The sequence below is a fragment of the Flavobacterium ichthyis genome, assembly GCF_009915155.1.
Classification (GTDB): domain Bacteria; phylum Bacteroidota; class Bacteroidia; order Flavobacteriales; family Flavobacteriaceae; genus Flavobacterium; species Flavobacterium ichthyis.
Genome location: NZ_JAABLM010000011.1, coordinates 1 through 24,553, shown reverse-complemented (window position 1 = coordinate 24,553; position 24,553 = coordinate 1). Strand labels below are relative to the sequence as shown.

The following is a 24,553-nucleotide window of genomic DNA, read 5'->3' as shown; positions in this document are numbered from 1 at the left end:
GTTTATAAATTTAGTTAAGGCTATCGATTACTTTACTTAATCGATCAGTAATTTCGGCAATGGAACCAATTCCGTCCACGGCGTGAAATTTATTTTGCGCTTTGTAATAATCCATCAAAGGCGCGGTTTTTTCGTTGTATTCTTGGTAACGGTTTCTAATTTTACTTTCATCTTGATCGTCAGCTCTTCCTGAAGTTTTGCCTCTCTCGAGCAATCTTTTTACTAAAATTTCATCATCTGCTTCTAAGGCAACTGTGGCTGTAATTTTTTCGTTCTTAGATTCTAAAAAAGTATCCAATGCTTCTGCTTGAGAAAGTGTTCGAGGAAAACCGTCAAATAAAAAGCCTTTTGAATTTGGATTTTTTTCTACTTCGCTTTGCAACATTTTTATAGTTACTTCATCTGGAACCAAATCGCCTTTGTCCATGTAAGTTTGCGCCAGTTTTCCTAATTCGGTTTCATTTTTAATATTAAATCTAAAAATATCTCCGGTAGAAAGGTGTGTCAAGTTATATTTTTCTTTCAAAAATTCTGCCTGAGTTCCTTTTCCTGCACCTGGTTTTCCAAATAATACGATGTTAATCATTGGTGTATAAAATTGTATGTTTAATCTTTTAGTTGGTAAATTTCTGGGATGTTTCGTCCTAAACCATCATAGTCTAATCCATATCCTACAATAAATTTGTTCGGAATTTCTATCCCAATATAATCAATTTTTATGTTTTGACGATAAGCTTCGGGCTTAAAAAACAACGTAGCGATTTTTAAATCCTTTACATTTTGGGCTTCAAACATACTTTTTAAGGCCACCAAAGTATTGCCTGTATCTACAATATCTTCAATCACCACTACGGTTCTTCCCAATAAATCTTGATTAATTCCGATGAGTTCTTTCACATCATCAGTAGAGGTCATTCCTTCATACGAAGCCATTTTTACAAATGAAACTTCACAATTTTTTGGGTAATGTTTCATGAAATCCGAAACTACCATAAAAGCGCCATTTAAAACGCCCACAAATAAGGGGACTTCCTCGTCTATATCTTCCGCTATCTCTTGCGCCATTTTGGCTATAGCCGAATCAATTTCCTTTGCTTTTATGAAAGGAACAAAATGTTTGTCGTGAAGCTGTATCACAATTTTTTTAATTAGCAGTAAAATGCAAATATAGTGAAATACATTTCAGCAATTTTACTATTTTCCTTAGATTTATTTCAAAATTTACTTTTGTTAAATTATTTTTAATCTTTTCCAAGAATTAGCGGTAAGACTTTTAAAATGAGTAAATTCAACTTACAAAAACTTACCACCAATATCAATTTCAATGAAAATAAAACTTACTCCTGTTATTGCCGGTTTAATTACACTAATGTCATGCAACGGGCAAATTTCTAAAGAAGAAAAAAAACAAGCACAACAACAAGGTAGTGTTACTGTAAAAACTGCTGTAGGCGATTTAACACTCCCGCCTCCTTATCAAACGGAATCGGTTACCAAAAGAAATGGCATGAGAGATTGGCCTGAAGGCGAAACTCCAAAAGCACCTCAAGGTTTCACCGTTACCAAATTTGCCGGAGATTTAAAAAATCCACGTTATACTTATCTGGCACCAAATAATGATCTTTTTGTGGTGGAAAGCAACACATTTATGAGTGCGAACCGCATTACCGTTTTTCGTGACCAAAACAAAGACGGAACTTTTGAAACCAGAGCCGTTTTTAAAGACGGACTCAACAAACCCTTCGGGATGCTGGCTTTGAACAATTATTTTTATATTGCCAATACTGATGGATTGTACCGTTTTCCTTACAAAGAAGGCGACTTGAAACTTTCGGGTGAAGGAGAAAAAATTGTTGAACTTCCGGCTGGAGGATACAATAACCACTGGACCAGAAATTTAATTGCAAATCAAGACGGTTCCAAAATTTATATTTCGGTTGGTTCTGCAAGTAATAATGCTGAACACGGAATGGAAGTTGAAAAAAGGCGTGCCAATATTTTAGAAATTAATCCTGATGGAACTGGTGAACGCATTTATGCCAGCGGCTTGAGAAATCCTGTGGGAATGGACTGGAATCCCGCAAACGGTGAACTCTGGACAGCCGTGAACGAGCGAGACGAATTAGGCGATGGTTTGGTTCCGGATTATGTAACAAGCGTGAAAGAAGGTGGGTTTTACGGTTGGCCTTATTCATATTTTGGACAAATTGAAGATCCAAGGATGAAAGGCAAAGCCAAAGATTTAGTGGCAAAAGCAATTGTACCCGATGTCCCGGTTGGAAATCACACGGCTTCCTTGGGAATGGCTTTTTATGACAAAACGGTTTTCCCTGAAAAATACCGAAACGGAATTTTTGTAGGCCAACACGGTTCCTGGAACAAATCGGAATTAAGTGGTTACAAAGTAGTTTTTATTCCTTTTAAAAACGGAAAACCATCAGCCAAACCAGAAGATTTTTTGACAGGTTTTATTGGCAATGAAAAAAAAGCACAAGTTTATGGACGACCTGTTGGCGTTACCGTTTTAAATGACGGAAGCCTCTTAGTTTGTGACGACAGTGGAAATACCATTTGGCAGGTTAAAGCGAATTAATAATTTTTCCAAAACCTCAGGATTTGTTTATTCTGAGGTTTTTTTTTCTTAATAAAATCAATGCAAAAAATACTTTTGTGGATGTTTGTTTTTGTCCCAATTTTCGGGATGGCGCAAACCGACAGTTTAAAATTAAAAGAAATTACCATTACTTCTTTCCGTACAAATGACAGTTTGCTCAACACGGCTGCTTCGGTGGGAATTTTATCAAAAAAAGATTTAACTGCAAATAATCATACCGATATTCGACTTGCAATGAACCGAATTCCGGGCGTTTTAATGCAAACTTCAAATTTGGCAACCACACGTATTTCGATTCGAGGAATTGGTGCTAGAACTTCCTACGGAACCAATAAAATCAGGGCATTTTACGGAAATATTCCGTTAACTTCAGGAAACAGCGAAACGGTTATTGACGACATTGACCTTGAAAATATTTCTAAAATTGAAGTAATTCGTGGACCATTGTCAAGTATTTACGGAGCTGGTTTGGGTGGTGCCATCATCATTAGTCCGGAAAAAAATATTGCAAATCAAGCGAGTATCAGCACCACTCATGGCTCGTTTGGTTTGGTAAAAAATACTATTTCGGCTTCAGTTCACAATAAAAAATCGGCACTAAATGTTAGTTATCACAAATTAAAAACTGACGGCTGGCGAGAGAATTCTGCCTACAATCGTGAAGGAATTACACTTTCTGGTCAAATTTTTAAAACCGAAAAAAGCAGTTTGAATTTTTTAGGAAATTTTACTGATTTATTGGTTTTTATCCCAAGTTCGATTGACCGTGAAACTTTTGAAAACAACCCGAAAAGTGCTGCGGCAAATTGGGCAAACGCCAAAGGTTACAAAAATTATAAATCGATTTTGGGAGGATTTGATTTCAATATAAAAATTTCGGAAAACACACAAAATGCCACATCTATTTTTGTCAATTACAAAGACAATTACGAACCGCGACCTTTTGATATTTTACAGCAATTCACGTTTTCCTACGGAATCAGGAATCAATTAACCGGAAGTTTTTCGGAAGCCGTGAATTGGAATTTAGGTTTTGAGATTTTTAAAGATGATTATTCTGGCAAAAATTTTGAAAATTTGTACCAACAAAATGACGGAAACGGCAGTTGGCAAGGCTCTCAAATTTCCGGACAATATCAAAACCGAGCTTTTGCCAATATTTTTGGTTCGATAAAATTGCAGTTTACGCCAAAGTTCGACATACAAACCGGATTGAATTTCAACTACAGTCAATTTGATTTACAGCATTATTTCGAAGAACATTCAAAACAAAAATTCAATTATGATGGTATTTTGGCACCACAAATTTCCGTTGGTTACCAACCTTTTTCCCATTCAAAAATTTATGCTTCGGTGAGTCGTGGATTTTCGCATCCCAGTATTGACGAGACTTTAAATGCGGATGGAACCATAAACCAAAACATCCAACCCGAAACTGGGTACAACTATGAAGTAGGCGGAAAATTTTATTTTTTCAAAAAGAAATTATATGCGGAGATTGTGTGTTATCACATGCAAATCCAAAATTTATTGGTTGCACAAAGAATTGGTGATGATCAATATATTGGCGTCAATGCAGGTGAAACACTTCATCGTGGCATTGAATTTTCAACTCAAGGATTTTTTAAAATATTTCCAGAAGTAGAATTGCTACCATTTGCCAGTTTTTCAGTTGGAGATTATTCGTTTAAAGAATTTCTGCATAATGACACTAATTTTTCCGGAAATCAACTTACAGGTGTTCCGTCTAACAAAGTAAATGCCGGATTTACCATCCAGTTAAAATCAGGATTTTATGTTTTAGCTGACTATCATTTTGTAGATAAAATTCCTTTGAATGACGCTAATAGTGATTTTTCAAATGCTTATCATTTGTTTAATACAAAAGCCGGCTTTCAATTCCAGATTCAAAAACTGAAAATAAATTTGAACGCTGGAATTAATAATGTTTTCAACACAAAATACGCGTCTTTAATTTTGCCAAATGCAGTAACGAACAATAATAACCCACGCTACTTTTATCCGGGTTTGCCTATCAACTATTACGCAAATATTGGTTTTAGCTACGTTTTATAATTTTTAAAAGTTAAAGATGTTTTCATTTCGCGCCTCGCTTAACACTAAATTAACGACTAAATTATAATCTCATAACAACACCTGAAAAAACTGTAAACAACGCCTAAATCGTCTTTATAACATTGCTGTATTAACCCAAAATAAAAGAATGTAATGAACTTTCTATCACAATTATTTTAACGCAATATCCTAATGGAAACCAAAACGATGGATATTTCTACTCAACAGGAACTGTGGAATGGGTTTTCAGAAGATAATTTTTGAAAAATAAAACATGAAAAGTCCGGTTAATCCGGGCTTTTTTTTTAAAATTGTCTATCGGAAAACGCTGTTTATGCATCAAGAGTTTTTACAAAAAATAACCGCTTCAAAAGTTTATCGACAAATGCGTGACCAGTATTGTGACGAAGTTTTGACAAATCCAGAACTTTTGCAATCGTTATTTTTGTTGGCTTTTGACGTAAAAAATAAAAATCATTACAAAGCGTGGTGGGTTATTGAGTTAGTTTTTAAAGAAAAAATAGGATTAATAGAACCGTTCTTAGATTTTTTTCTACAAAATTTTAAAACGCTGAAACACCAAAGTTCAATTCGTCCCGCAATGAGAATTTGCATGTTTTTAGTTCAATCGAAAAATGCAGGCCAATTGCTTTCGGCGGAAGCCAAAAAAATAATTACAGAATTTGGCTTTGACATCATGATATCTGACGAAAATGTGGCCACGAAAGTGTATGCAGCCCGAACACTTTTTGCGTTAAGCAAAAAAGAACCTTGGATTTTAACGGAATTAAAACCTATTCTCGAGCAAAATTATGCTTCTGAAAGTCCTGGTTACAAAGCGGTTGCTAGAGAAATTTTAAAAGAACGCAGATAACTAAAGAAGTTTACCGATAAAGATATTAAATTGTGCATTTTTAATTTCTCTTTATGGATGCTCCAAAATCGCTTAACAACGGCTTGCTTTTTAAAATTGTTTCTAATCTTACCTTTTGGGTTTTAATTGCTATTATCACTGGAGTTTTACTCGGTCATTATTTTCCCGAAATAGGAATTAAGATGAAAATCGTAGGCGATTCTTTTATCAGTTTGGTTAAAGTTTTTATTGCCCCAATTATTTTTCTCACTATTGTTTTAGGAATTGCAGGCATGGGCGATTTGAAAAAAGTAGGTAGAATTGGGATTAAATCACTTGTTTATTTTGAAATCGTGACCACTTTTGCCCTTGCTATTGGTGTAATTGCAGCTTATATAATCAAACCCGGAAAAATTGATAAAACCGGACTCGACATTCAGGATGCTTCTCAATATACGACTAATCCCCAAACCGAATTTAGCTGGTGGACTTTTTTCTTGGAAAATTTTACATTGCAGGTTTTGGTGTTGGCCATCATTTCCGGAATTGCTTTAAATTATTATACTAAACGAGAAAAAATCGTAGGTAAATTATACGTTGCCTCAAAATATGTTTTTAGGGCGCTAAAATTTGTAATGTATCTTGCGCCATTGGGAGCTTTTGGCGGAATGGCGTACACAATTGCTAAATTTGGACTTCACACCTTGATACCATTAGGAAAATTGATGGTTACGGTTTACATCACCATGGCTATTTTTATATTTGTGATTTTGGGTTCAATTTTAAGGTATTACAAAAAAAATATTTGGCATCTTATTAAATATTTAAAAGCCGAATTGCTTATTGTTTTAGGAACTTCATCTTCCGAACCTGCTTTGCCAAACCTCATGGACAAGCTCGAAAAATTAGGTTGTAGTAAATCAGTTGTGGGATTAGTAGTGCCAACCGGATATTCCTTTAACCTCGATGGTACCTCGATTTATCTTTCGATGTCCGTTATATTTTTAGCGCAATTGTACGACGTACATTTAAGTTTTGCAGAAATTTTAACCGTAATAGGTTTGCTTATGATTACTTCAAAAGGAGCTGCAGGCGTTACCGGAAGTGGTTTTATCGTATTAGCCTCGACCCTTACCGCAATTCATAAAATTCCGGTAGAAGGATTGGCTTTTTTGCTTGGCGTTGATAAATTTATGAGCGAAGCCAGAGCCATTACCAATTTTATAGGAAACGCTGTGGCAACCGTTGTAATTTCTAAAAGTGAAAACGAATTTGTAGATGTAGAAAACCCGATGGAAATTGAACATTAATAATTTGGCTTTCGCCAAAAAATAAAAAGTTACTTCTTGTAAAATATTCATTTTTAATTTGTTACTTTTGCGCTCTTAAAAAAAATTGGCATGAAAAGAATTGTAGAGCACAGAAAATTACTTGGTATTGATAAAAATGTAACCCTGAAGGAGTTAAAAACAATTTACCGAAATGCGATGAAAGATGCGCATCCGGATAAATTTGTGAATGATGACGAAGGAAAATTAGCCGCCGAAGAAACGAGCAAAAAAGTAATTGAAGCCTACCATTTTTTGGTAAGTATCAATCATGAAACTTTGGAAAGAAACAAAGAGGAATACAACGAAACGATTTTAAAATCGAACATTCATGATTTTTACCATGAAAAAAATACTTTAATCGTTCAACATTTAGACGGAAATTCTTACGAATATATTGGCGTTCCGAAAAATACCTACATTAAAATGGTCAATGCAGAATCGCCAAGCCGTTTTGCCAGAAGACATATTTACGGCAATTTTATCCATAGAAAATCTGGGGTTGCAGCGGAAGAATAATATTTAGTTTACAGTTTTCAATAATCCTAACAGGTAAAATCTTGTTAGGATTTTTTTTGGACTTAGGTAAGAAAAATGTAGTAAGTAAATAACAATCTCTTTTTAAAATTCCCGAGCATCTAAATAAATTTCTTAAATTTGAAGTTCATATATTTTTGTGCTTTCAATGCAAGATCCTTTAAAAATCGCAGTAGTGGGTTCTGGTTTGGTCGGAACACTTTTAGCGATATACCTTAAAAAAGCCGGACATACAGTTCATGTTTTTGACAGAAGTCCGGATATTCGAAAAATTCAATTCTCAGGACGATCCATTAACCTCGTGATGTCCAATCGTGGTTGGAAAGCCTTGCGTGACATTGGGTTAGACGACGAAATAAAAAAAATTGGAATTCCGGTTGACAAACGTGCCATTCATATGGCCGGAAAACCACTTAATTATCAATATTACGGTCAAGACGGGGAAGCGATTTTTTCATTGTCAAGAGGAATTTTAAATCGTAGAATGATTGATCTTGCCGAAGAAGCTGGTGTTGAATTTTTCTTTGACCAAAAAGTATGGGACGTGAATCTAACCGTTCCATCGTTGCAAATTGGGGAAACCGAAAGAGGCGAATGGACAGAACATAAATACGATAAAATATTTGGGGCCGATGGCGCTTTTTCCCGAGTTCGTCATAGGATGCAACGCCAAAGCATGTTTAATTATTCGCAAGAATTTTTAAAATTAGGCTACAAAGAATTACATATTCCCGCCAATGCAGATGGTTCGCACAAACTCGATAAAAATTCACTACACATTTGGCCTCGAGGCGAATTTATGCTCATGGCTCTAGCCAATCCTGACGGTAGTTTTACTTGTACTTTGTTCATGCCGCACGAGGGCGCAAATTCTTTTGAAAATCTTACTGATAAAAATCTTTTGGTTGCATTTTTTGCCAAACATTTTCCGGATACCAAAGAAGTGATTCCCAATTTAGTTGAAGATTTTTTTAAAAACCCAACCAGTTATTTGGTCACGATGAAATGTTATCCTTGGACCTCTACGGACAAAGTCGCATTAATTGGTGATGCTTGTCACGCCATCGTTCCGTTTTATGGACACGGTATGAATGCCGGTTTTGAGGATATTACGGTTTTAAATAATTTGATGAACCAATACGAAAATGATTGGGAAACCATCTTTAAAGAATACGAAAAAAGCAGAAAACCCAATACCGATGCGATTGCAGAACTTTCCTACCGCAATTTTATGGAAATGAGCTCAAAAACAGCTGACGAAAAATTTTTATTACAGAAAAAAATAGAAAAATGGTTTTCCGAAAAGCATCCTGAAAAATGGTTGCCGTTGTATAGCAGGGTTACATTTAGCTTAAATCCGTATTCTGAAGCGTTGAAAATTGGCGATTTCCAAAATCAAATCATGGAGGAAATTTTACAAACGCAAAATATCGAGCAAAAGTGGAACGCTCCTGAAACGGAGGCCAGAATCTTGGAATTGTTGGAGAAAAAAATATAAAAGTCTAGTGGAGAAATTCCAAATTCTAAAAGTTTGGCGGCTTTCCGACTTTGCGAGAAACCCTTGCAGTCGCAATTCCAATAGAAAAATCCCAAATTTCAAGGGTTGGAAGTGGTTTTAAAACTTCCGGCTTGCAGTTGTGCGTGAGGGATTGAGCCTTTGTTTGAGCTCGTTTTTTTTTGGTGGAACGAAGTGGAGCCGAAAAAACAGCGAGTGGCGAAAGCCCGACCCGCAGGGGCACGCCCGAAAATTAAAAATTCTAATAAAGAAAACCCAAATTTCAAACTCCCTACTTCATATTAATTTCTTCAAATTCCGAAATAACTATCTTTCTTCTTTTAGCGGCTTTACTTTTCGAGTGACGGGCTTGATTAAAACGCGCAAAGTGGAGTCGTTGCTGAAGTAACTGTAGGCCCAAGTGATGAAAATGGAGAGTTTGTTTTTGACGCTGAGGATGAGCATGAGGTGAACAAACATCCAGGTGAACCACGCAAATCTTCCTTGGAAACTGAAGCTTGGGAGATCGACAACGGCTTTTCTTTTCCCAATTGTTGCCATCGAACCTTTGTCTTTGTACTCGTATTCTTTTCGGGGTTTGTTTTTTAGCATCGCCTTGAAATTTTTTGCTAAAAGCTGGGCTTGTTGGTTGGCAACGGCCGCCAATTGCGGATGTCCGTTTACGTATTTTGGCGTGGTCATGTAAGCAATGTCGCCAATGGCAAAAATATCTTGAGTATCCACAATTTCGTTAAATCTATTGACGGTGATGCGGTTTCCTCGTGCAATGGCGGTTTCGGGAATTCCTTCGATGCTGTTGCCGATAACTCCGGCTGCCCAAATCACGTTTTTGGCTTCAATTTTTTGGCCGTCTTTGAGGGAAACGGTGTGACCGTCGTAATTTTCTACAATTGTGGAAGTTTTGACAATTACGCCTAAATCTTCTAAATATTTTCGGGATACTTTTTTAGATTCTTCACTCATGGCGTTGAGCACGTGTGGCGATCCTTCGAGTAAATATATGGTGAGTTTAGAAAAATCTTTGTCGGGGTAATCTTTGGGTAAAATATTTTTTTTCATTTCGGCCAAAGCTCCGGCAAGTTCAACTCCTGTTGGTCCGGCACCTACGATTACGAAGTTTAAAATGTATTGTAAATTGTCGGGAGGAGTGGTTACGGCATCTTCAAAAGTTTGTAAAATCCGGTTGCGAAGTTGGATAGATTCGGGTACGGATTTCATCGGGAAAGCCCTTTTTTCTAACTCTTTGTTGCCAAAGTAATTGGTTTTGCAACCATGAGCCAACACCAAATAATCGTACTGAAACTGTCCGATTGAGGTGTCGATGTACTTTTCGATTGGGTTAACGCCTAAAATTTCGGCAATGCGGATTTTGACATTTTTTGAACCCTGAAAAACTTTTCGCAACGGGAAAGAAATGCTGGCAGGTTCTAATCTGGCGGTTGCCACCTGATACATTAAGGGTTGGAATTGGTGGTAATTATTTTGGTCGAATAAATAAATTTCGTAGTCTGTGTTTTCGAGATCTTCGGCTAAGGTGAGTCCGGCAAAACCGGCTCCCGCAATGATGATTCGTTTTTTGGTTCTCATACAAAAGGTGTTTGCACGTAAAGTTACCAATAATGCGGGAGTAGTGAGTACTTATTAACTTTTTTTAAAGAATAAAATTTAGCGAAAACGTTTTAAAATTCTTGTTAATTATTTTCTGAAAATTTTGTTCAGCACGCCAAAAAATCCTCTGATAAATGTAGCGCTTGTCACCACTTTTACGATGCTTTTGGTGGTTTGGCTCATGGGTTCAGATGCTTTTTTGCGTTCAACTTTGGCTTCCTCTTTTTCTTTGGTGGCTTGTTCGGCTTTCTGCTGTGCTTCTTCAATTTTTTTGGTTAAGATTTCGTATGCGCTTTCGCGATCGATTGTTTGGCTGTATTTTCTAACTAGCTTGGATTTTCGGTTTATTTCGTTGATTTCTTCTTGTGCTAACACGTCCATTCTGCTCATTGGCGCTCTCATCGTGGTTGCTGCTAAAGGTGTGGGATTTCCTTTTTCGCTTAAAACAGTGACCAAAGCTTCACCGGTTCCTAACGAAGTTAAGACTTCATCGGTTTTGTAAAATTCGGACAACGGATAATTTTCTGCCGTCATTCGGATTGCTTTTCTATCATTGGCGGTAAAAGCACGAAGTGCATGCTGGATTTTTAAACCTAATTGAGCCAACACAGATGCTGGAACGTCCATTGGATTTTGCGTTACGAAATAGATCCCAATTCCTTTGGAACGAATAAGTTTAACAATACTTTCAATTTGATCTAAAAGGGCTTTGCTGGCTTCGTTAAAAATAAGGTGTGCTTCGTCAATAAATATGACCAATTCGGGTTGTCCAGAATCTCCTTGTTCTGGCATTTCGTTATAAATTTCTGCCAATAAACTCAGCATGAAAGTAGAAAATAATTTTGGTTTGTCTTGAATATCAGTAAGCCGTATAATATTAATGTAGCCTTTGCCATTTTCGTCAATTCGCATTAAGTCGCTAATTTCAAACGAAATTTCTCCAAAAAACAAATCGGCACCTTGCTGCTCGAGTTCGATGATTTTGCGTAAGATGGTTCCGGTTGTCGCGGTTGAAATTTTTCCGTACAATTGTTCGATTTCGGTTTTGCCCTCTTCGGTAATGAAATTAATGACTTTTTTGATGTCTTTTAAATCGAGCAGAGGCATTTTTTTGTCATCACAATATTTAAAAATCACGGCTACCACTCCGGATTGGGTATCATTCAACCCTAAAATTCTTGAAAATAATACAGGTCCAAATTCTGAAACTGTAGCTCTTAATCTTACCCCATCTTGTTCAGAAAGTGTCAGCAATTCAACTGGAAAACCCGAAGTTTGGTATGGTAAATTAATTTTTTGATGACGCTCTGTGATAAAAGATTGTTCAATTCCAGCTTTTGCAATTCCCGAAAAATCACCTTTGATGTCCATCATTAATACTGGAATTCCTTTGGACGAGAGTTGTTCGGACAACACTTGGATGGTTTTCGTCTTTCCAGTTCCCGTTGCTCCAGCGATTAATCCGTGGCGGTTTAAGGTCTTTAATGGAATTTTTATATGTGTTTCAGGTACGGCTTCACCATTAAAAATGGCGCCTCCAATAATAATATTATCCCCTTTTGTGGCGTATCCAGTATTAATTTGGTGGATAAAAGCGTTAGGTACTGCCATTAAACTAATTGTTAGATTTTGTGAATAGATTGAATTAAAGTGACAAATTTAGGATTGTTTTAAGTTTCTGAAATGATTTTTCTTTTAAATTTTAGATATAATTTTGGTCAAAACCCCAAAATCGTCTATTTTATAGAAAAGAAAGCCAAAATAAATTAGTTAATGTTTACATAAAATAAGGTAAGAATTTTCAATATTTGTATAAACAACTGTTATTCATGGAATTGGTTTCGAAAACGCTTGCGTGACGGGGAAATTTTCTATTATTTATTAGTTAACTTTATAATAATATATCGTTAATACTGAATAAAAAACAACATTTTATTTTTTTTTATCCACTAAAAATATAAATTTGTCGTTCTGATAAAATAAATATCTGTAACCAAAATTTAAATTCTAAAACTAAAAAACTAAAAATTAAAAGATGGCACAAGTAGCAAACGCACCGATTAAGAAAGAAGAAGGTAGCAAAAGTTCAAATGTTTTCGCAGGATTGGTAATCGTATTTTGTATTATCGTAGGATTCCTAGTGTGGAAATTCGTAATGGGGGATGGGTCTCACTTTCAAGGAGGTAGCAATGAAAACCAGCCGTTAGCGGGAGATTATTTAGGAATGGTGTATAAAGGAGGATTTATCGTGCCAATCTTAATGGGATTATTATTAATGACTTTCGTTTTTTCTATTGAAAGATTTTTCGTGATTGGGAAAGCTTCAGGAAAAGGAGATGTTGAAAAATTTGTGAAAAAAGTACAAACTCAAATCGCAGCTGGAGATATCAATGGAGCTCTTGAGGCTTGTGATAAACAACAAGGTTCAGTGGCTAACGTGGTTAAAGCTGGATTGATTAAGTATCAAGAAGTTAAAAGAGAAAACTTTGATGTTGAAAAAGCATCAGAAGTTATCCAAAAAGAAATCGAACAAGCTACTTCTTTAGAAATGCCAATGCTTGAGAAAAACTTAACGGTCCTTTCAACTTTGGTATCATTAGGTACACTGGTTGGACTTATCGGAACTGTATCTGGTATGATTAAAGCATTCGCTGGATTGGCAACTTCTGGAACTCCTGACCAAGCTGAGTTAGCAAACGGTATCTCTGAAGCACTTGTAAATACATTAACAGGTATTTCCACTTCAGCTGTTGCGGTAATCGCTTACAACTTCTTTACTTCTAAAATTGATACTTTAACTTACTTCATTGATGAGGCTGGTTTTACCATTACTCAAGCATACAGAAGAGCTACAAATCGTGACTAATTAGGTAAAGTAATCAAAATTTTGGACTGACGTTGTTGGGCCAACTTAAAAAAAATAATAGTACAAATGGCTAAAATAAAATTGGCAAAGAAAAGTTCAAGAGTGGATATGACCGCAATGTGTGACGTTGCGTTCTTGCTCTTGTCCTTCTTTATCATGACGGCTACCGCAAAAGTTCCAGAGGCTTTGCCTGTTGAAACTCCAGCGTCAACCGTTCAGACCAAACTTCCCGAAGACAATTTGGGAACGTTAAGCATTGCTGATTCTAAAGTATTTTTCGGAATCACTGGAAGAGATTTAAGAGTAGAAGCATTGACCAGAATGGGCGACAAATACCAAGTGTCTTTTACTGAACAGGAAAAAGAACGTTTTTCGCTTATCGATGGTTTTGGTGTGGATATCAGACAAATGAAAACGCTAATCGCAATGGATAACAGTGAACGTATGGAGCCTGGAAAACAACCCGGAATTCCTTACGATTCAATCAACAACCAATTAGCAGAATGGATCAAAGTATCAAGAGAAGTAACCAAAGATTTACACTCAAAAGATCTTGATATCGCCATTAAAGGAGATGCAAAAGAGGAATATCCGACCGTGAAAAAAGTATTGGATATTTTGCAAAAACAAAGCAAAAACAACTTTTTCTTGGTAACAGGATTAAGAAGTGAAGACGATTTTTAATTAAATAAAAATATTTAAAAGAAATGGCAGAATTAAATACCGGCGACGGCGGTGGTAAAAAAGGCGGCGGCAAGGTAAGAAGTAAAAAAGCAAATCCTACTGTAGATTTAACTGCAATGGTAGATTTGGCATTCTTATTGATTACGTTCTTTATATTAACCACAACGTTGTCTAAACCACAGTCAATGAACTTGGCTTTGCCGGATAAACCGAAAATCGATGATCCGGTTCCGCCTGAAACACCAGCTTGGAGAACGTTAACCATAGTGTTAGGTTCTGATGATAAATTGGTTTGGTACAGCGGTCAACCTACGGCTCCACTTGATGGTCCAACAGTTTCGGCTTACGGTAAAACAGGTGTAAGAGACTTGATTTTGAACAAAAAGAAAATGGTTGACGCTCAAAATCGTGCTGAAGGAGCCGATTTAGAAAAAAGCGGTTTGACAATCATTATCAAACCAAGTAAAAATTCTAACTACAAAAATGTAGTGGATATTTTAGACGAGATGGCCATCACGGAAGTGAAAAAATATGCGATAGTTGATATTACACCGGACGATATTAAGTTGTTAGAACAAAACAGCATTTATAACGCTCCGCAATAACTTTAAAAAATAATAAATATGTCTGCAAAATTAGACTTATTACACGGAAGCTGGATTGACAACGTTTTTCAAGGCCGTAACAAAACTTACGGAGCTTACGAATTGCGTAAAAACAGCGGTAAACGAACCTTGGTTGCATTCCTAATTGGCGCAGTTATTTTTACTTTTTTGGTTTTGATTCCGGTAATTTCTAAAATGATTTCGGATAACATGCCGGAAGAAGAAAAAAACCTAGACCAAAAAGTAGTACTGGCCAACATTGCAGAACCACCACCACCGCCAATTGAAGAACCAATTGTGGTTGAACCAGTCGTGCAAAAACAAACGCAAAGTAACGTAGATATTCAAAAATACGTTCCGCCAGTTATTGTGGACAAAAAAGTGGTTCAAGAAGAAGTGGCAATTGTGACCGAAATTAAAAAATCAGGTTCAGAAAATATCAAAGCTAAAGAAGGTGGAGAAGTAGTTCTTGACGGTACTGAAAGTGAAATTAAAGTAGATGCTAAAGTAGTAGAAGAAGATCCACAAAAAGTATATACTTCTGTACAAGTGCTTCCAGAATTTCCTGGAGGAATGGCAGGTTTTGCTAAGTACGTTCAAAAAAACTACCGTGTTCCTGAAGTAGATGAAGATATCAGCGGAAACGTTTTTGTAAACTTTGTAGTTGAAAAAGACGGAAGTTTGACAGATATCAAAGTTGTGCGTGACCTTGGTTATGGAACAGGAAAAGAAGCCATCCGTATGTTGAAAGGTGCTCCAAAATGGAAACCTGGAATTCAAAACGGAAAAGCAGTTCGTGTATCCTACAACTTACCAATCAGATTAGTTATTAAATCTCAGTAATGACAGATAATAACCACAATAAAAGAGAACAGAAATCGCTCCTTGAGCGATTTCTTCTTATTTTAGGAATATCCTTTTTCGTGCTTTATTTCTTCATGGGAATGGCCATTATTTTTTGGAAAGAGTTTCCAATCGAAATGGAATTCAAATACCGTTTGGCGTTTGGAATACTATTAATTGTGTACTCGTTTTTCAGGTTCGTCAGGCTGATGAAAAAACCAAACTAAACCTATTCGCATTTTTTTAATATTTTATTAATATGCAAAAACCTATAAAATTCTTATCCTTGTGTACTGTAATTTTTGGCGCTGTATTTTTTATTTATTCTTGCGAAAAAAATAAAAACAACAACCCCGAATTACAAGGCGAAAGCATTACTTTTTTTGTTGACGAAACGTTAATGCCAGTAATGGAAGACGTAAAAGCCGTTTTCGAAAGCAGTCGTCCGGATACGGTAAATTTAATCGCCAAATCCGAAACTGAAATTGTAAAACTCATCACGGAAAAAAAAGCAGATCGCATCGTAATGGCGCGAACCTTAACTCCAGGAGAAGAAAATGCTTACAGAAAAGAAAAAATTGTTCCGGTTGTAACCCAAATTGGAATCGACGGAATAGCCTTGGTTGTCAATCAAAAATCTCAGGATTCTATTGTTGAGTTAGACCAAATTATTGATTTTTTAAAAGGGAAACCATTGCCAAAATTTAAAGGTTTGGTTTTCGATAATCCAAATTCCGGTACGGTTGCTTTTTTCAAAGAAAAAGCTGGAATAGAAAATTTGCCGTCAAATGTTTTTTCGCAAAAAAACAATAATGAAGTTCTCAAATTTATTGCAGAAAATGATGGTTACATTGGGGTAGTTGGGGTCAATTGGATTACACAACCCATGCCCGAAATGCAAAAATTCACCAACCAACTAAAAGTTTTAGCAGTAAAAAATGTTAAAATTTCAAAAGACGACAATTATTATAAACCCACGCAATCCAACTTGGGAGAAGGAAAATATCCGTTGGTGCGAAAAATATATATGTTAAATTATGAAGGAACAAGAGGTTTAGGTACGGCATTTGTATCCTTCACAGCAGGAAGCATCGGACAAAAAATATTTTTGCGTGCCGGATTAGCTCCCGCAAGATTAGAACTTCGAGAAGTGAAAGTTCGACCAGAAATTGATCAAAACCAAAATTAAAATTATAAAGATTAAAAAATGAAGAAGATTAAATTTATCGGATTATCGTTGCTGTTTTTCGGAACATCGGTTTTCGCTCAAGATTTAGAGCAAGCCAAAAAAGCGATTGATGCCGAACAATACCAAAAAGCAAAAACAATGTTGAAGTCAATGATTGCTTCAAGTCCGGATAAAGGGAAAAATTATTTCCACTTAGGCGAAATTTATATGGCACTTGAAAATACTGACTCAGCCAAAATTTATTTCGACAAAGGGATTACTGTAAAAGACGACGCCAAATTCAACTACATCGGTTTAGGTGAAATCAGCTTAGATAAAGGTAACGCTACCGAAGCCGAAGCTCATTTTGCAAAAGCCTTGGCAGATATGCGTCGAAAAGATACTGAAGAATTTGTATATGTTGGAAAAGCCTACACCAATTCTGAAAAACCAAATTATAAAAAAGCAATCGAAAATCTTCAAAAAGCCGTAGCAATCGACCCTAAAAATGCCGTAGCGTTTTTGGCTTTAGGTGATGCGCAATTTGGGGATAAAAATGTGAACGAAGCGTATAGTGCTTATAGAACCGCTTACGATTTGGATAATTCTTTGCTTCGTGCGAAAATGCAATTAGGTGTGATTACCAAAAATGCAAAAGCGTTCCCGGAAGCAATCGCTGCTTTTAATGAAGTCATTAAATTAGATGCAAATTATGGTCCGGTTTACCGCGAATTAGCTGAAACTTATTACTTCTGGAGTACGGTTCCAAGCAATAATCGTGAACAATATTTACAACAAGCTTTGTCAAATTACGAGAAATACATGAGCTTGACTGATTATTCTCTTGAATCGAGAATGCGTCATGCTGACTTTTTGATTTTGGCAAAAGATTACCAAGCGTTGCAAAAAGAAGCGCAAGCCATGCAACAATTGGATAAAGTAAATCCAAGAATTTACCGTTATTTAGGTTATGCTGCTTTCGAAAATAAAAATTATGACGAAAGTATCAAGGCCATGACTGAATTTTTCGCAAAAGTCGATCCATCGAGAGTTATTGGAAGAGATTACCTTTACCTGGCTAACGCAAAATTGGCTACCGCTAAAGATGCCGAAGGAAAAATTGCTGACAAAGCGAAATTTGATTCAGCAATGGCAGATTTGAAAAAAGCCGTTGCGGTAGATCCGGAAGTTGGAGCAGAATTCAGTGAACTTGGAGTGGATCTTTATAAACAAGGATTATATTTAGAATCGACAAAAGTTTTCGAAGTTTCTACAAAAGCAGAAGGGAATAAAAATGCCGTTTTGGATAACTATTATTTAGGAAACGCCGTTCTATTTTACGTAGTAAACGATTTGAAAACTGACGAAGAAAGAAACAAACCTGAAGTTCAGGAATTATTAGTAAAAGCTGATGCGGCTTTCGCAAAAGTAACTGAAGCTTCGCCAACAACACAAGACGCTCACTTAAACCGTGCCAAAATCAACCGTTTCATCGCAGGAGATGCCGCAAAACAACAAGCAGTAGATTCTTACATGAAATATATTGAAGTGGTGCAAACAAAAGGTGAAGCAGAAATGGCTAAAGAAAGCGTGAAAAACGGATTGTTAAGTGCTTACACTTATCTTGGTTCGCACTACGCAATTTCTGACAAAGTAAAAGCCAAAGAATATTTCACAAAAGCGCAAGTACTTAACCCAACGGATCAATACATCAAAGAATCATTGCAAGTACTCAACAAATAAAAATAAGAAACCGGCGAAAGTCGGTTTTTTTTTGTTTTGAAAAAACCCAAAATCGCAAAGAAAAATTAAACGACAAAAAGCCCAAACATTTGTCATATCTTTGCAAACTATTTTTTTGAACAAATAATGCTAAAAAAAGAATTACAAATTGCAGTTGAAAACGGAACAATGCTTCCGCTAATGGAGGAATTTTACACCATCCAAGGCGAAGGTTATCACACCGGAACCGCTGCTTATTTTATTAGAGTCGGCGGATGTGATGTAGGTTGTCACTGGTGCGATGTTAAAGAAAGTTGGAACGCAGCTTTACATCCACCTACAGCAATAGAAAATATTGTAAAAAACGCGTCAACCTATGCAGATACAGTAGTTGTTACAGGTGGAGAACCCTTAACATGGAATATGTTGCCGCTTACGCAAAAATTAAAAGAAGCCGATATAAAAGTACATATCGAAACTTCAGGAGCTTATGAACTGTCCGGAATCTGGGATTGGATTACGCTTTCGCCAAAAAAAACCAAACTCCCCACAGAATCCGTTTATAAAAACGCTCACGAATTAAAAGTAATTATCCATAACAAACACGATTTTCTTTTCGCTGAAGAACAAGCCGAAAAAGTAAACGACAATGCCATCTTGTTTTTACAACCCGAATGGAGCAAAAAAGACAGTATGACACCTCTAATTGTAAATTACGTGATGCAAAACCCGAAATGGAGAATTTCATTACAAACGCACAAATATCTTAATATTCCCTAAATAATTTTACGGAAATTCGTATATTGCTAACTTCAAAATAAACAAAAACACACATGAAAAAAGTTATCCTAACATTCGCATTAATCGTAGTGAGTCAGTTAAGTTTTGCACAAGATGCATTCAAAGCTGACATTAAAAAATATCTGGAGCTTTCTGGTTCAAATTCTCAGATTGAAGTTGCTAAAAAACAAGTTTTGTCGATGATTCCAGAAGATAAGCAAGCGGCATTTACCAAAGATTTTGAAGCCTCTTTACCTTCTTATTTTGATAAAGTTACTAATTTATATATGACTGAATTTACCCACGATGACATCAAAAATTTAATTAAGTTTTACGAATCACCAATTGGGAAAAAATTATCATCAAAAGCTGGTGTCCTTACCGAAAAGTCAATGGAAATCGGACAAGTGTGGGGAGGAGAACTTCAAGGTATCATTATGAAGTACTTACAATAAAAATAGAAACCGGCTTTTTAGCCGGTTTTTTTATGTCAATAAAGTAAGTTTCGCCAAATAATCGAAATTTTCACCTTCCATCATTAATTCGCAATGAAAACCATTTGCATTAGCGGCATTTTGCAAAGTATTAAAATCGAGATATAACCAATGAAACGGTTTTTCGGTTTCATTTTTATAACGAACGGTAAAGGTCACTTCGCCATAATAATTATCCGAAGGAATCCATTTTCCACCGTCTTCATCTTCGTCAAACATGTAAATTAAATCTGAAGAATCGACTAAAATTTGTCCGTTGTCATTTAGCAAAGATTTTAATTTTTGGAAATAATTAGAAATTTGGTTTAATTTTCCTACAATTCCTATTCCGTTCATCAGCATGATGATGGTGTCAAATTTTTCGGTTTCGAGCATTTCCAAAACATTTTTTACTTGAGCATTTTTCACACCACGCAACAAACAAGTTTCAACTGCATTTTTTGAAATATCAATGGCGGTAACATCTAAATTTTTCTGTTGCTGAAGGTACAAAGCATGGCTTCCGGCACCACAACCCACATCTAAAACTTTTCCTTTGGCCAATTGCAACGCTTTTTGTTCCAATTTGGGCATTTCGTCAAAATTTCTAAACAAATAAGCAACTGGCATTTCATCCTCCTCAGAAATAGAAGTTTCGGTAAATAAATTTTCGGGATTATTTTGGGTTTGGTAATCCAGCATGGCTTTGCCAAATAAGTCTTTCATTGCAAAATTTTTTAGCACAATAGAATTTAGTTTACCTTTGCCGTACCAAAACGTAAAACAAAGTGGAAAAGATTTTGCAAAATCTTCCAAAACTCGCCAAAGATAAGCATATCGAAAATAAAAAGTATTTCGATAAGCTAAAAAAGAAAGCGCCCAAAAATATGGATTATCTTATGCAGGAAATCCATGAAAAAGAATTTGCCAAAACAGATTGCCTTACTTGTGCCAATTGTTGCAAAACCACCGGACCGCTTTTTACCACGGCAGATATTGAACGCATTGCAAAATTTTTTAAACAAAAACCACAACAATTCATCAATCAATATTTGCATATTGATGAAGACAATGATTATGTATTAAAATCGGTTCCTTGTACTTTTTTAGACGCCGAAAATTATTGTATGATTTACGATGTTCGCCCAAAAGCTTGCCGCGAATTTCCCCATACCGACAGAAAAAAGTTTCAACAAATTTCAAATCTTACCTTGAAGAATGTTGCCATTTGTCCTGCGGCTTACAATATTGTGGAGGAAATGAAAAAGAAAATCAATCCGTAAAATTTTTTTGAAGATGAATCACAAAAGAAATCTAATTGCCATTTGCTTCCTGTCTTTTGCTCTTTCGCTGACGCTTTTATTCATCAATCAAGATTTGGTTCAGGTCAGTATAGCTGATAAAGTGATGGAAGTGGTCATCATGATGGCTTTGTTCTTGATTATTTTTATGGTCATATATTTTTTTATTGCGATGACCAAAAGAGGTGCTTCAAAAGTAATTAGGAGGCAAAAAAAAGACCTCCAATAAAGGAAGTCTGATGTTTTTATACAAAAATATAATCTTCTGGAAGTTCTATGTCTTTTTCAAATCTTCCCCCGAAAGCTTCCACGACATAGTCAATCCCGTTTTTGATATATTCTAAAATTTTATCAAGAAAGTCTTTGGCTTTATGGAAAATTTCAATTGCTTGATTTACATAGTCGTTAATCATCTCGAAAAACTCTTGTATCTTATCCATGTAATCTAAAATTAATTGAGAAGTGTTCATTTTATGGTAGTTTATTAGGTGGTTATTAATAATTATTGAAAATCTACGAACTAAAAATAAGAAATTATCAGATTCATTGGATTAATAAATTTGATAATTTTTTCTTATTTTTTCAAAATCTTCAATACCTTTTCGCCAGCTGTTTTTAATTTCAGTTTCGGATAATCCCGTTTCTATCTGGCGTTGAAGCTCTTTAGTTCCGGCAAGCTTGGTGAAAAACGGAATAAAAAATTTCTGTTTGTCGGCAGTGTTTTCATACGCTTTAATCAGCCATTTTAGTTCTATGCCCGAAATTTTGTTGATTTTTGATAAATCTTCACCATAACAAACCTTGCCGTTGTGCAGTGGATCTTTGGCGCCTAAATTTGGTTTTGGAACAAAAGAAAAATTACTTTTTGGTAAAAATGGCGAACCATATATCTGAAATTGTTTTTCAGTACCACGACCCAAACTCACGTTGGTACCTTCAAAAAAGCACAAGCTTGCGTAAAGATTTATGGATTGGTCGTTGGGTAAATTTGGCGAAGGCCTTACCGGCAAAGAATACGACATTTTTTTATTGTAATTCAAGCAAGGAATCACGGTAAGGTCACATTGCACCGCATTTTTCAACCATTTTTCACCATTAATCATTTTTCCATATTCGCCAATTGTCATGCCGTGCAAAACCGGAATAGGATGCATTCCCACAAAACTTGTGTTTTCTTTTTCTAAAACCGGACCATCCACCACGTCTCCATTCGGATTAGGTCGATCTAAAATTATCAGCGGAATTTTATTTTCGGCACAAGCTTCCATCACGTAATGTAAACTAGAAATGTAAGTGTAAAAACGAGCACCAACATCTTGTAAATCAAAAATCATTACCTCGATGTCCATCAACTGTTCCGGTTTTGGTTTTTTGTTATCACCATAAAGCGACACAATCGGCAAGTTGGTTTTGACATCTTTTCCGTCTTTGATTAGTTCTCCAGCGTCAGCCGTTCCGCGAAAACCGTGTTCGGGAGCATAAATTTTCTTCAAATTTATTTTCTCCGAAATTAAAAAATCAACCAAATGTGTGCCGTTTTTTAAGACACTGGTTTGGTTTGTAACTACCCCAACTTTTTTATTTTGAATTAAAGAATGATAGGCGTCAAAATTATCAGCTCCGGTTTCAATTGAAGAAATTACAGTGGAAGTAGTTATTTTCGTTTCGGTTTTTGTTATCACCGAAGGTTTTTGCGTCACCTGATTTCCGCAAGAAAACAATAATAACATCGTTCCAGTTAGGGTTAAAGCGGTTTTTAAAATAATGTTCATATATTAAGGAAGAATTAATTTGCCAATCCACAATGAGAAACTCAGTATATTTGTGTTTCAATTAAATTTAAAATCTTGAATACCGAATATTTTATTGCAAAAAAACTGATTGCTGCTAAAAACGATAAAAATAGCATTTCTGCTCCAATTATAAAAATTGCCATTGCCGCCATTGCTATTGGAATTATTATGATGATTGTATCTGTGGCTACCGGAATTGGCTTACAAGAAAAAATTCGTGAAAAAGTAGCAGCGTTTAATGGTCACATCATTATTTCTAATTATGATGACAACCAATCTCAAGGAAGTCTTCGGCCTATTTCTATCAATCAAGATTTTTATCCTAAGTTCAAAAATGTTGAAGCGGTAGAACATATACAAGCCGTTGCCACAAAACCAGGGATGATTAGAACCGAAACTTCGGTTGAAGGAATCGTTTTTAAAGGTGTGGGTAAAGATTACCAGTGGAATAACCTTAAGGAATATCTAAAAGAGGGCAATCTTCCTGACGTTTCTAATAATTTAAATCCTCAAATCATTATCTCGCAATATTTAGCAAACCGGCTAAACCTAAAACTGGGCGACAAATTTAGTACCTATTTTATGAAAGAAACGGGGAACAAATTACCCAATCTTCGCGTTTTTAAAATTGCCGGAATTTTCAACTCCGGTTTTCAAGAATTTGACCAGACTTATATAATAGGAGACATTCGCCACTTGCAACGCATTAATAAATGGAAACCTGACCAAGTTGGCTCGTTCGAAGTTTTTATTGACAACTTTGACCAACTCGACCAAATTGGTGACGAAGTTTACGCCAATACCCAAAACAAAAATAATCCGCAACAAACGCTCGATACCCAAACCATCGCCGAAAAATATTTCAATATCTTTGAATGGTTACAATTATTCGACTTTAATATAATCGTAATTCTCGGCATCATGATTGCCGTCGCCACCATCAATATGGTCGTAGCGCTACTGGTCCTCATCCTCGAAAGAACCCAAATGATCGGAATTCTAAAATCCATCGGCATGAACAATTGGCAAATCCGAAAAATTTTCCTCTACAACGCCACCTATCTCATCCTTCGAGGACTCTTTTGGGGAAATCTCATCGCCATCGCACTCATCATTATCCAACAACAATTTGGCATCATCACCCTAAACCCACAAAATTATTACGTTTCCACCGCACCCGTAACCCTAAATTGGCTACACATCACACTACTTAATATTGGTACATTATTAATTTGCCTCCTCGTTTTACTAATTCCATCTGTTGTCATCACCAAAATTTCACCCGTAAAAGCCATACGTTTCGAATAAATCCGACCTTTTTTAGGAGCGAATCACCGTTTTGTATCAGTAATGGCAATTTCCCGTCCTATTCCAGCTCCGGATTTTTTTTCAGAAAAAGAAAAAAAATCTGGGAGCTTTCCCTGCGGCCGGGGCTAAACGAGTAGGGGTTTAGGCTCTTTTAAAATCATCAAAAGAAAAACTCAAAAAATTAACATATTGCAAAAACCGCAAAACCAGAGAGTTAACTTTGAATTGAAAAAAACTTTCAAAAAAAGGCATTTAAAAGCTTGCCAGAGTAAAAAAAGTAGCTACTTTTGCACCCGCAATAACGCCGAAAGGCAGTGTAACAAGTTCTAAAAACAAACTGGCAAACGAGCAAAAAAAAATCTAAAAAAAGATTTGCGAAATAGGAAATAAAGGTTGTATCTTTGCCCTCCGCAAAACGCAGTTTTTTAGGGACAAAAAAAGCTTCGGAAAAATAAATAAAATTTTTTTTCAAAAAGCT

At 35.9% G+C, this 24,553-nt stretch carries 24 protein-coding genes; 17 read left to right on the top strand and 7 right to left on the bottom strand.

Annotated features, from left to right (window positions below; translation table 11 throughout):
* Positions 1-10 precede the first annotated feature (10 nt).
* Both GV828_RS09835 and GV828_RS09830 read right to left on the bottom strand, forming a co-directional pair.
* Positions 11-586: an adenylate kinase gene (locus tag GV828_RS09835; RefSeq protein WP_166537324.1), complete on the bottom strand. Its 576-nt coding sequence runs from the start codon at positions 584-586 to the stop codon at positions 11-13.
* A 20-nt stretch (positions 587-606) separates the two neighbouring features.
* Positions 607-1,137, bottom strand: a complete 531-nt coding sequence (locus GV828_RS09830) for a phosphoribosyltransferase (protein ID WP_166537323.1) — start codon at positions 1,135-1,137, stop codon at positions 607-609.
* Between the two features lie 187 nt (positions 1,138-1,324).
* Between GV828_RS09830 and GV828_RS09825 the strand changes: the two genes are divergently transcribed.
* The 6 genes from GV828_RS09825 (at position 1,325) to GV828_RS09800 (ending at position 8,906) form a co-directional block, all read left to right on the top strand.
* A complete protein-coding gene (locus tag GV828_RS09825; RefSeq protein WP_166537322.1) occupies positions 1,325-2,593 on the top strand; it encodes a PQQ-dependent sugar dehydrogenase in 1,269 nt (422 codons plus the stop codon).
* Between the two features lie 60 nt (positions 2,594-2,653).
* Positions 2,654-4,690 (top strand): TonB-dependent receptor, encoded by a 2,037-nt coding sequence (locus GV828_RS09820; RefSeq protein WP_166537321.1) that lies wholly within the window; start codon positions 2,654-2,656, stop codon positions 4,688-4,690.
* A gap of 334 nt (positions 4,691-5,024) precedes the next feature.
* Positions 5,025-5,564 (top strand): hypothetical protein, encoded by a 540-nt coding sequence (locus GV828_RS09815; RefSeq protein WP_166537320.1) that lies wholly within the window; start codon positions 5,025-5,027, stop codon positions 5,562-5,564.
* A 53-nt stretch (positions 5,565-5,617) separates the two neighbouring features.
* On the top strand, positions 5,618-6,853 hold the full coding sequence (locus tag GV828_RS09810; protein ID WP_166537319.1) for a cation:dicarboxylate symporter family transporter: 1,236 nt from the start codon (positions 5,618-5,620) through the stop codon (positions 6,851-6,853).
* 90 nt (positions 6,854-6,943) lie between these two features.
* Positions 6,944-7,390: a KTSC domain-containing protein gene (locus GV828_RS09805; RefSeq protein WP_166537318.1), complete on the top strand. Its 447-nt coding sequence runs from the start codon at positions 6,944-6,946 to the stop codon at positions 7,388-7,390.
* 166 nt (positions 7,391-7,556) lie between these two features.
* Positions 7,557-8,906, top strand: coding sequence for an FAD-dependent oxidoreductase (locus GV828_RS09800; RefSeq protein WP_166537317.1), 1,350 nt, complete (start codon positions 7,557-7,559; stop codon positions 8,904-8,906).
* Positions 8,907-9,230: 324 nt separating this feature from the next.
* On the opposite strand, the gene GV828_RS09795 is transcribed toward GV828_RS09800, so the two are convergent.
* Together GV828_RS09795 and GV828_RS09790 are read right to left on the bottom strand one after the other, a co-directional pair.
* Complete coding sequence (locus GV828_RS09795; RefSeq protein WP_166537316.1) at positions 9,231-10,511, bottom strand: NAD(P)/FAD-dependent oxidoreductase; 1,281 nt, start codon at positions 10,509-10,511, stop codon at positions 9,231-9,233.
* Positions 10,512-10,619: 108 nt separating this feature from the next.
* Positions 10,620-12,143 (bottom strand): helicase HerA-like domain-containing protein, encoded by a 1,524-nt coding sequence (locus GV828_RS09790; protein WP_166537315.1) that lies wholly within the window; start codon positions 12,141-12,143, stop codon positions 10,620-10,622.
* 424 nt (positions 12,144-12,567) lie between these two features.
* On the opposite strand from GV828_RS09790, the gene GV828_RS09785 reads away from it, so the two are divergent.
* From GV828_RS09785 to GV828_RS09750, 8 genes are all read left to right on the top strand, one after another.
* Positions 12,568-13,398 (top strand): MotA/TolQ/ExbB proton channel family protein, encoded by an 831-nt coding sequence (locus GV828_RS09785; protein WP_166537314.1) that lies wholly within the window; start codon positions 12,568-12,570, stop codon positions 13,396-13,398.
* Between the two features lie 66 nt (positions 13,399-13,464).
* Positions 13,465-14,082 (top strand): ExbD/TolR family protein, encoded by a 618-nt coding sequence (locus GV828_RS09780; RefSeq protein ID WP_166537313.1) that lies wholly within the window; start codon positions 13,465-13,467, stop codon positions 14,080-14,082.
* Positions 14,083-14,105: 23 nt separating this feature from the next.
* Complete coding sequence (locus GV828_RS09775) at positions 14,106-14,687, top strand: ExbD/TolR family protein (protein ID WP_166537312.1); 582 nt, start codon at positions 14,106-14,108, stop codon at positions 14,685-14,687.
* 18 nt (positions 14,688-14,705) lie between these two features.
* Positions 14,706-15,530 (top strand): energy transducer TonB, encoded by an 825-nt coding sequence (locus GV828_RS09770; protein ID WP_166537311.1) that lies wholly within the window; start codon positions 14,706-14,708, stop codon positions 15,528-15,530.
* Between the two features lie 259 nt (positions 15,531-15,789).
* Positions 15,790-16,719, top strand: a complete 930-nt coding sequence (locus GV828_RS09765; RefSeq protein WP_166537310.1) for a PstS family phosphate ABC transporter substrate-binding protein — start codon at positions 15,790-15,792, stop codon at positions 16,717-16,719.
* An 18-nt stretch (positions 16,720-16,737) separates the two neighbouring features.
* Complete coding sequence (locus GV828_RS09760; RefSeq protein ID WP_166537309.1) at positions 16,738-18,441, top strand: tetratricopeptide repeat protein; 1,704 nt, start codon at positions 16,738-16,740, stop codon at positions 18,439-18,441.
* 126 nt (positions 18,442-18,567) lie between these two features.
* On the top strand, positions 18,568-19,200 hold the full coding sequence (locus GV828_RS09755) for a 7-carboxy-7-deazaguanine synthase QueE (RefSeq protein WP_166537308.1): 633 nt from the start codon (positions 18,568-18,570) through the stop codon (positions 19,198-19,200).
* A gap of 53 nt (positions 19,201-19,253) precedes the next feature.
* Positions 19,254-19,655, top strand: coding sequence for a DUF2059 domain-containing protein (locus GV828_RS09750; RefSeq protein ID WP_166537307.1), 402 nt, complete (start codon positions 19,254-19,256; stop codon positions 19,653-19,655).
* A gap of 30 nt (positions 19,656-19,685) precedes the next feature.
* Here GV828_RS09750 and GV828_RS09745 read toward each other — a convergent pair whose 3' ends face one another.
* The gene (locus GV828_RS09745) at positions 19,686-20,399 is read right to left on the bottom strand and encodes an SAM-dependent methyltransferase (protein ID WP_166537306.1); all 714 of its coding nucleotides are present in this window, start codon (positions 20,397-20,399) and stop codon (positions 19,686-19,688) included.
* A 62-nt stretch (positions 20,400-20,461) separates the two neighbouring features.
* Between GV828_RS09745 and GV828_RS09740 the strand changes: the two genes are divergently transcribed.
* Together GV828_RS09740 and GV828_RS09735 are read left to right on the top strand one after the other, a co-directional pair.
* Entirely contained in the window at positions 20,462-20,956 is a 495-nt protein-coding gene (locus tag GV828_RS09740; RefSeq protein WP_166537305.1) for a YkgJ family cysteine cluster protein, read from the top strand.
* Positions 20,957-20,969: 13 nt separating this feature from the next.
* On the top strand, positions 20,970-21,203 hold the full coding sequence (locus GV828_RS09735) for a hypothetical protein (RefSeq protein WP_166537304.1): 234 nt from the start codon (positions 20,970-20,972) through the stop codon (positions 21,201-21,203).
* A gap of 16 nt (positions 21,204-21,219) precedes the next feature.
* Here the strand turns inward: GV828_RS09735 and GV828_RS09730 are convergent, their stop codons facing one another.
* Together GV828_RS09730 and GV828_RS09725 are read right to left on the bottom strand one after the other, a co-directional pair.
* Entirely contained in the window at positions 21,220-21,444 is a 225-nt protein-coding gene (locus GV828_RS09730) for a basic helix-loop-helix domain-containing protein (protein WP_166537303.1), read from the bottom strand.
* Between the two features lie 81 nt (positions 21,445-21,525).
* Positions 21,526-22,746, bottom strand: coding sequence for an exo-beta-N-acetylmuramidase NamZ family protein (locus GV828_RS09725; protein WP_235935446.1), 1,221 nt, complete (start codon positions 22,744-22,746; stop codon positions 21,526-21,528).
* Positions 22,747-22,821: 75 nt separating this feature from the next.
* Between GV828_RS09725 and GV828_RS09720 the strand changes: the two genes are divergently transcribed.
* The gene (locus GV828_RS09720; RefSeq protein WP_166537302.1) at positions 22,822-24,075 is read left to right on the top strand and encodes an ABC transporter permease; all 1,254 of its coding nucleotides are present in this window, start codon (positions 22,822-22,824) and stop codon (positions 24,073-24,075) included.
* Positions 24,076-24,553 lie beyond the last annotated feature (478 nt).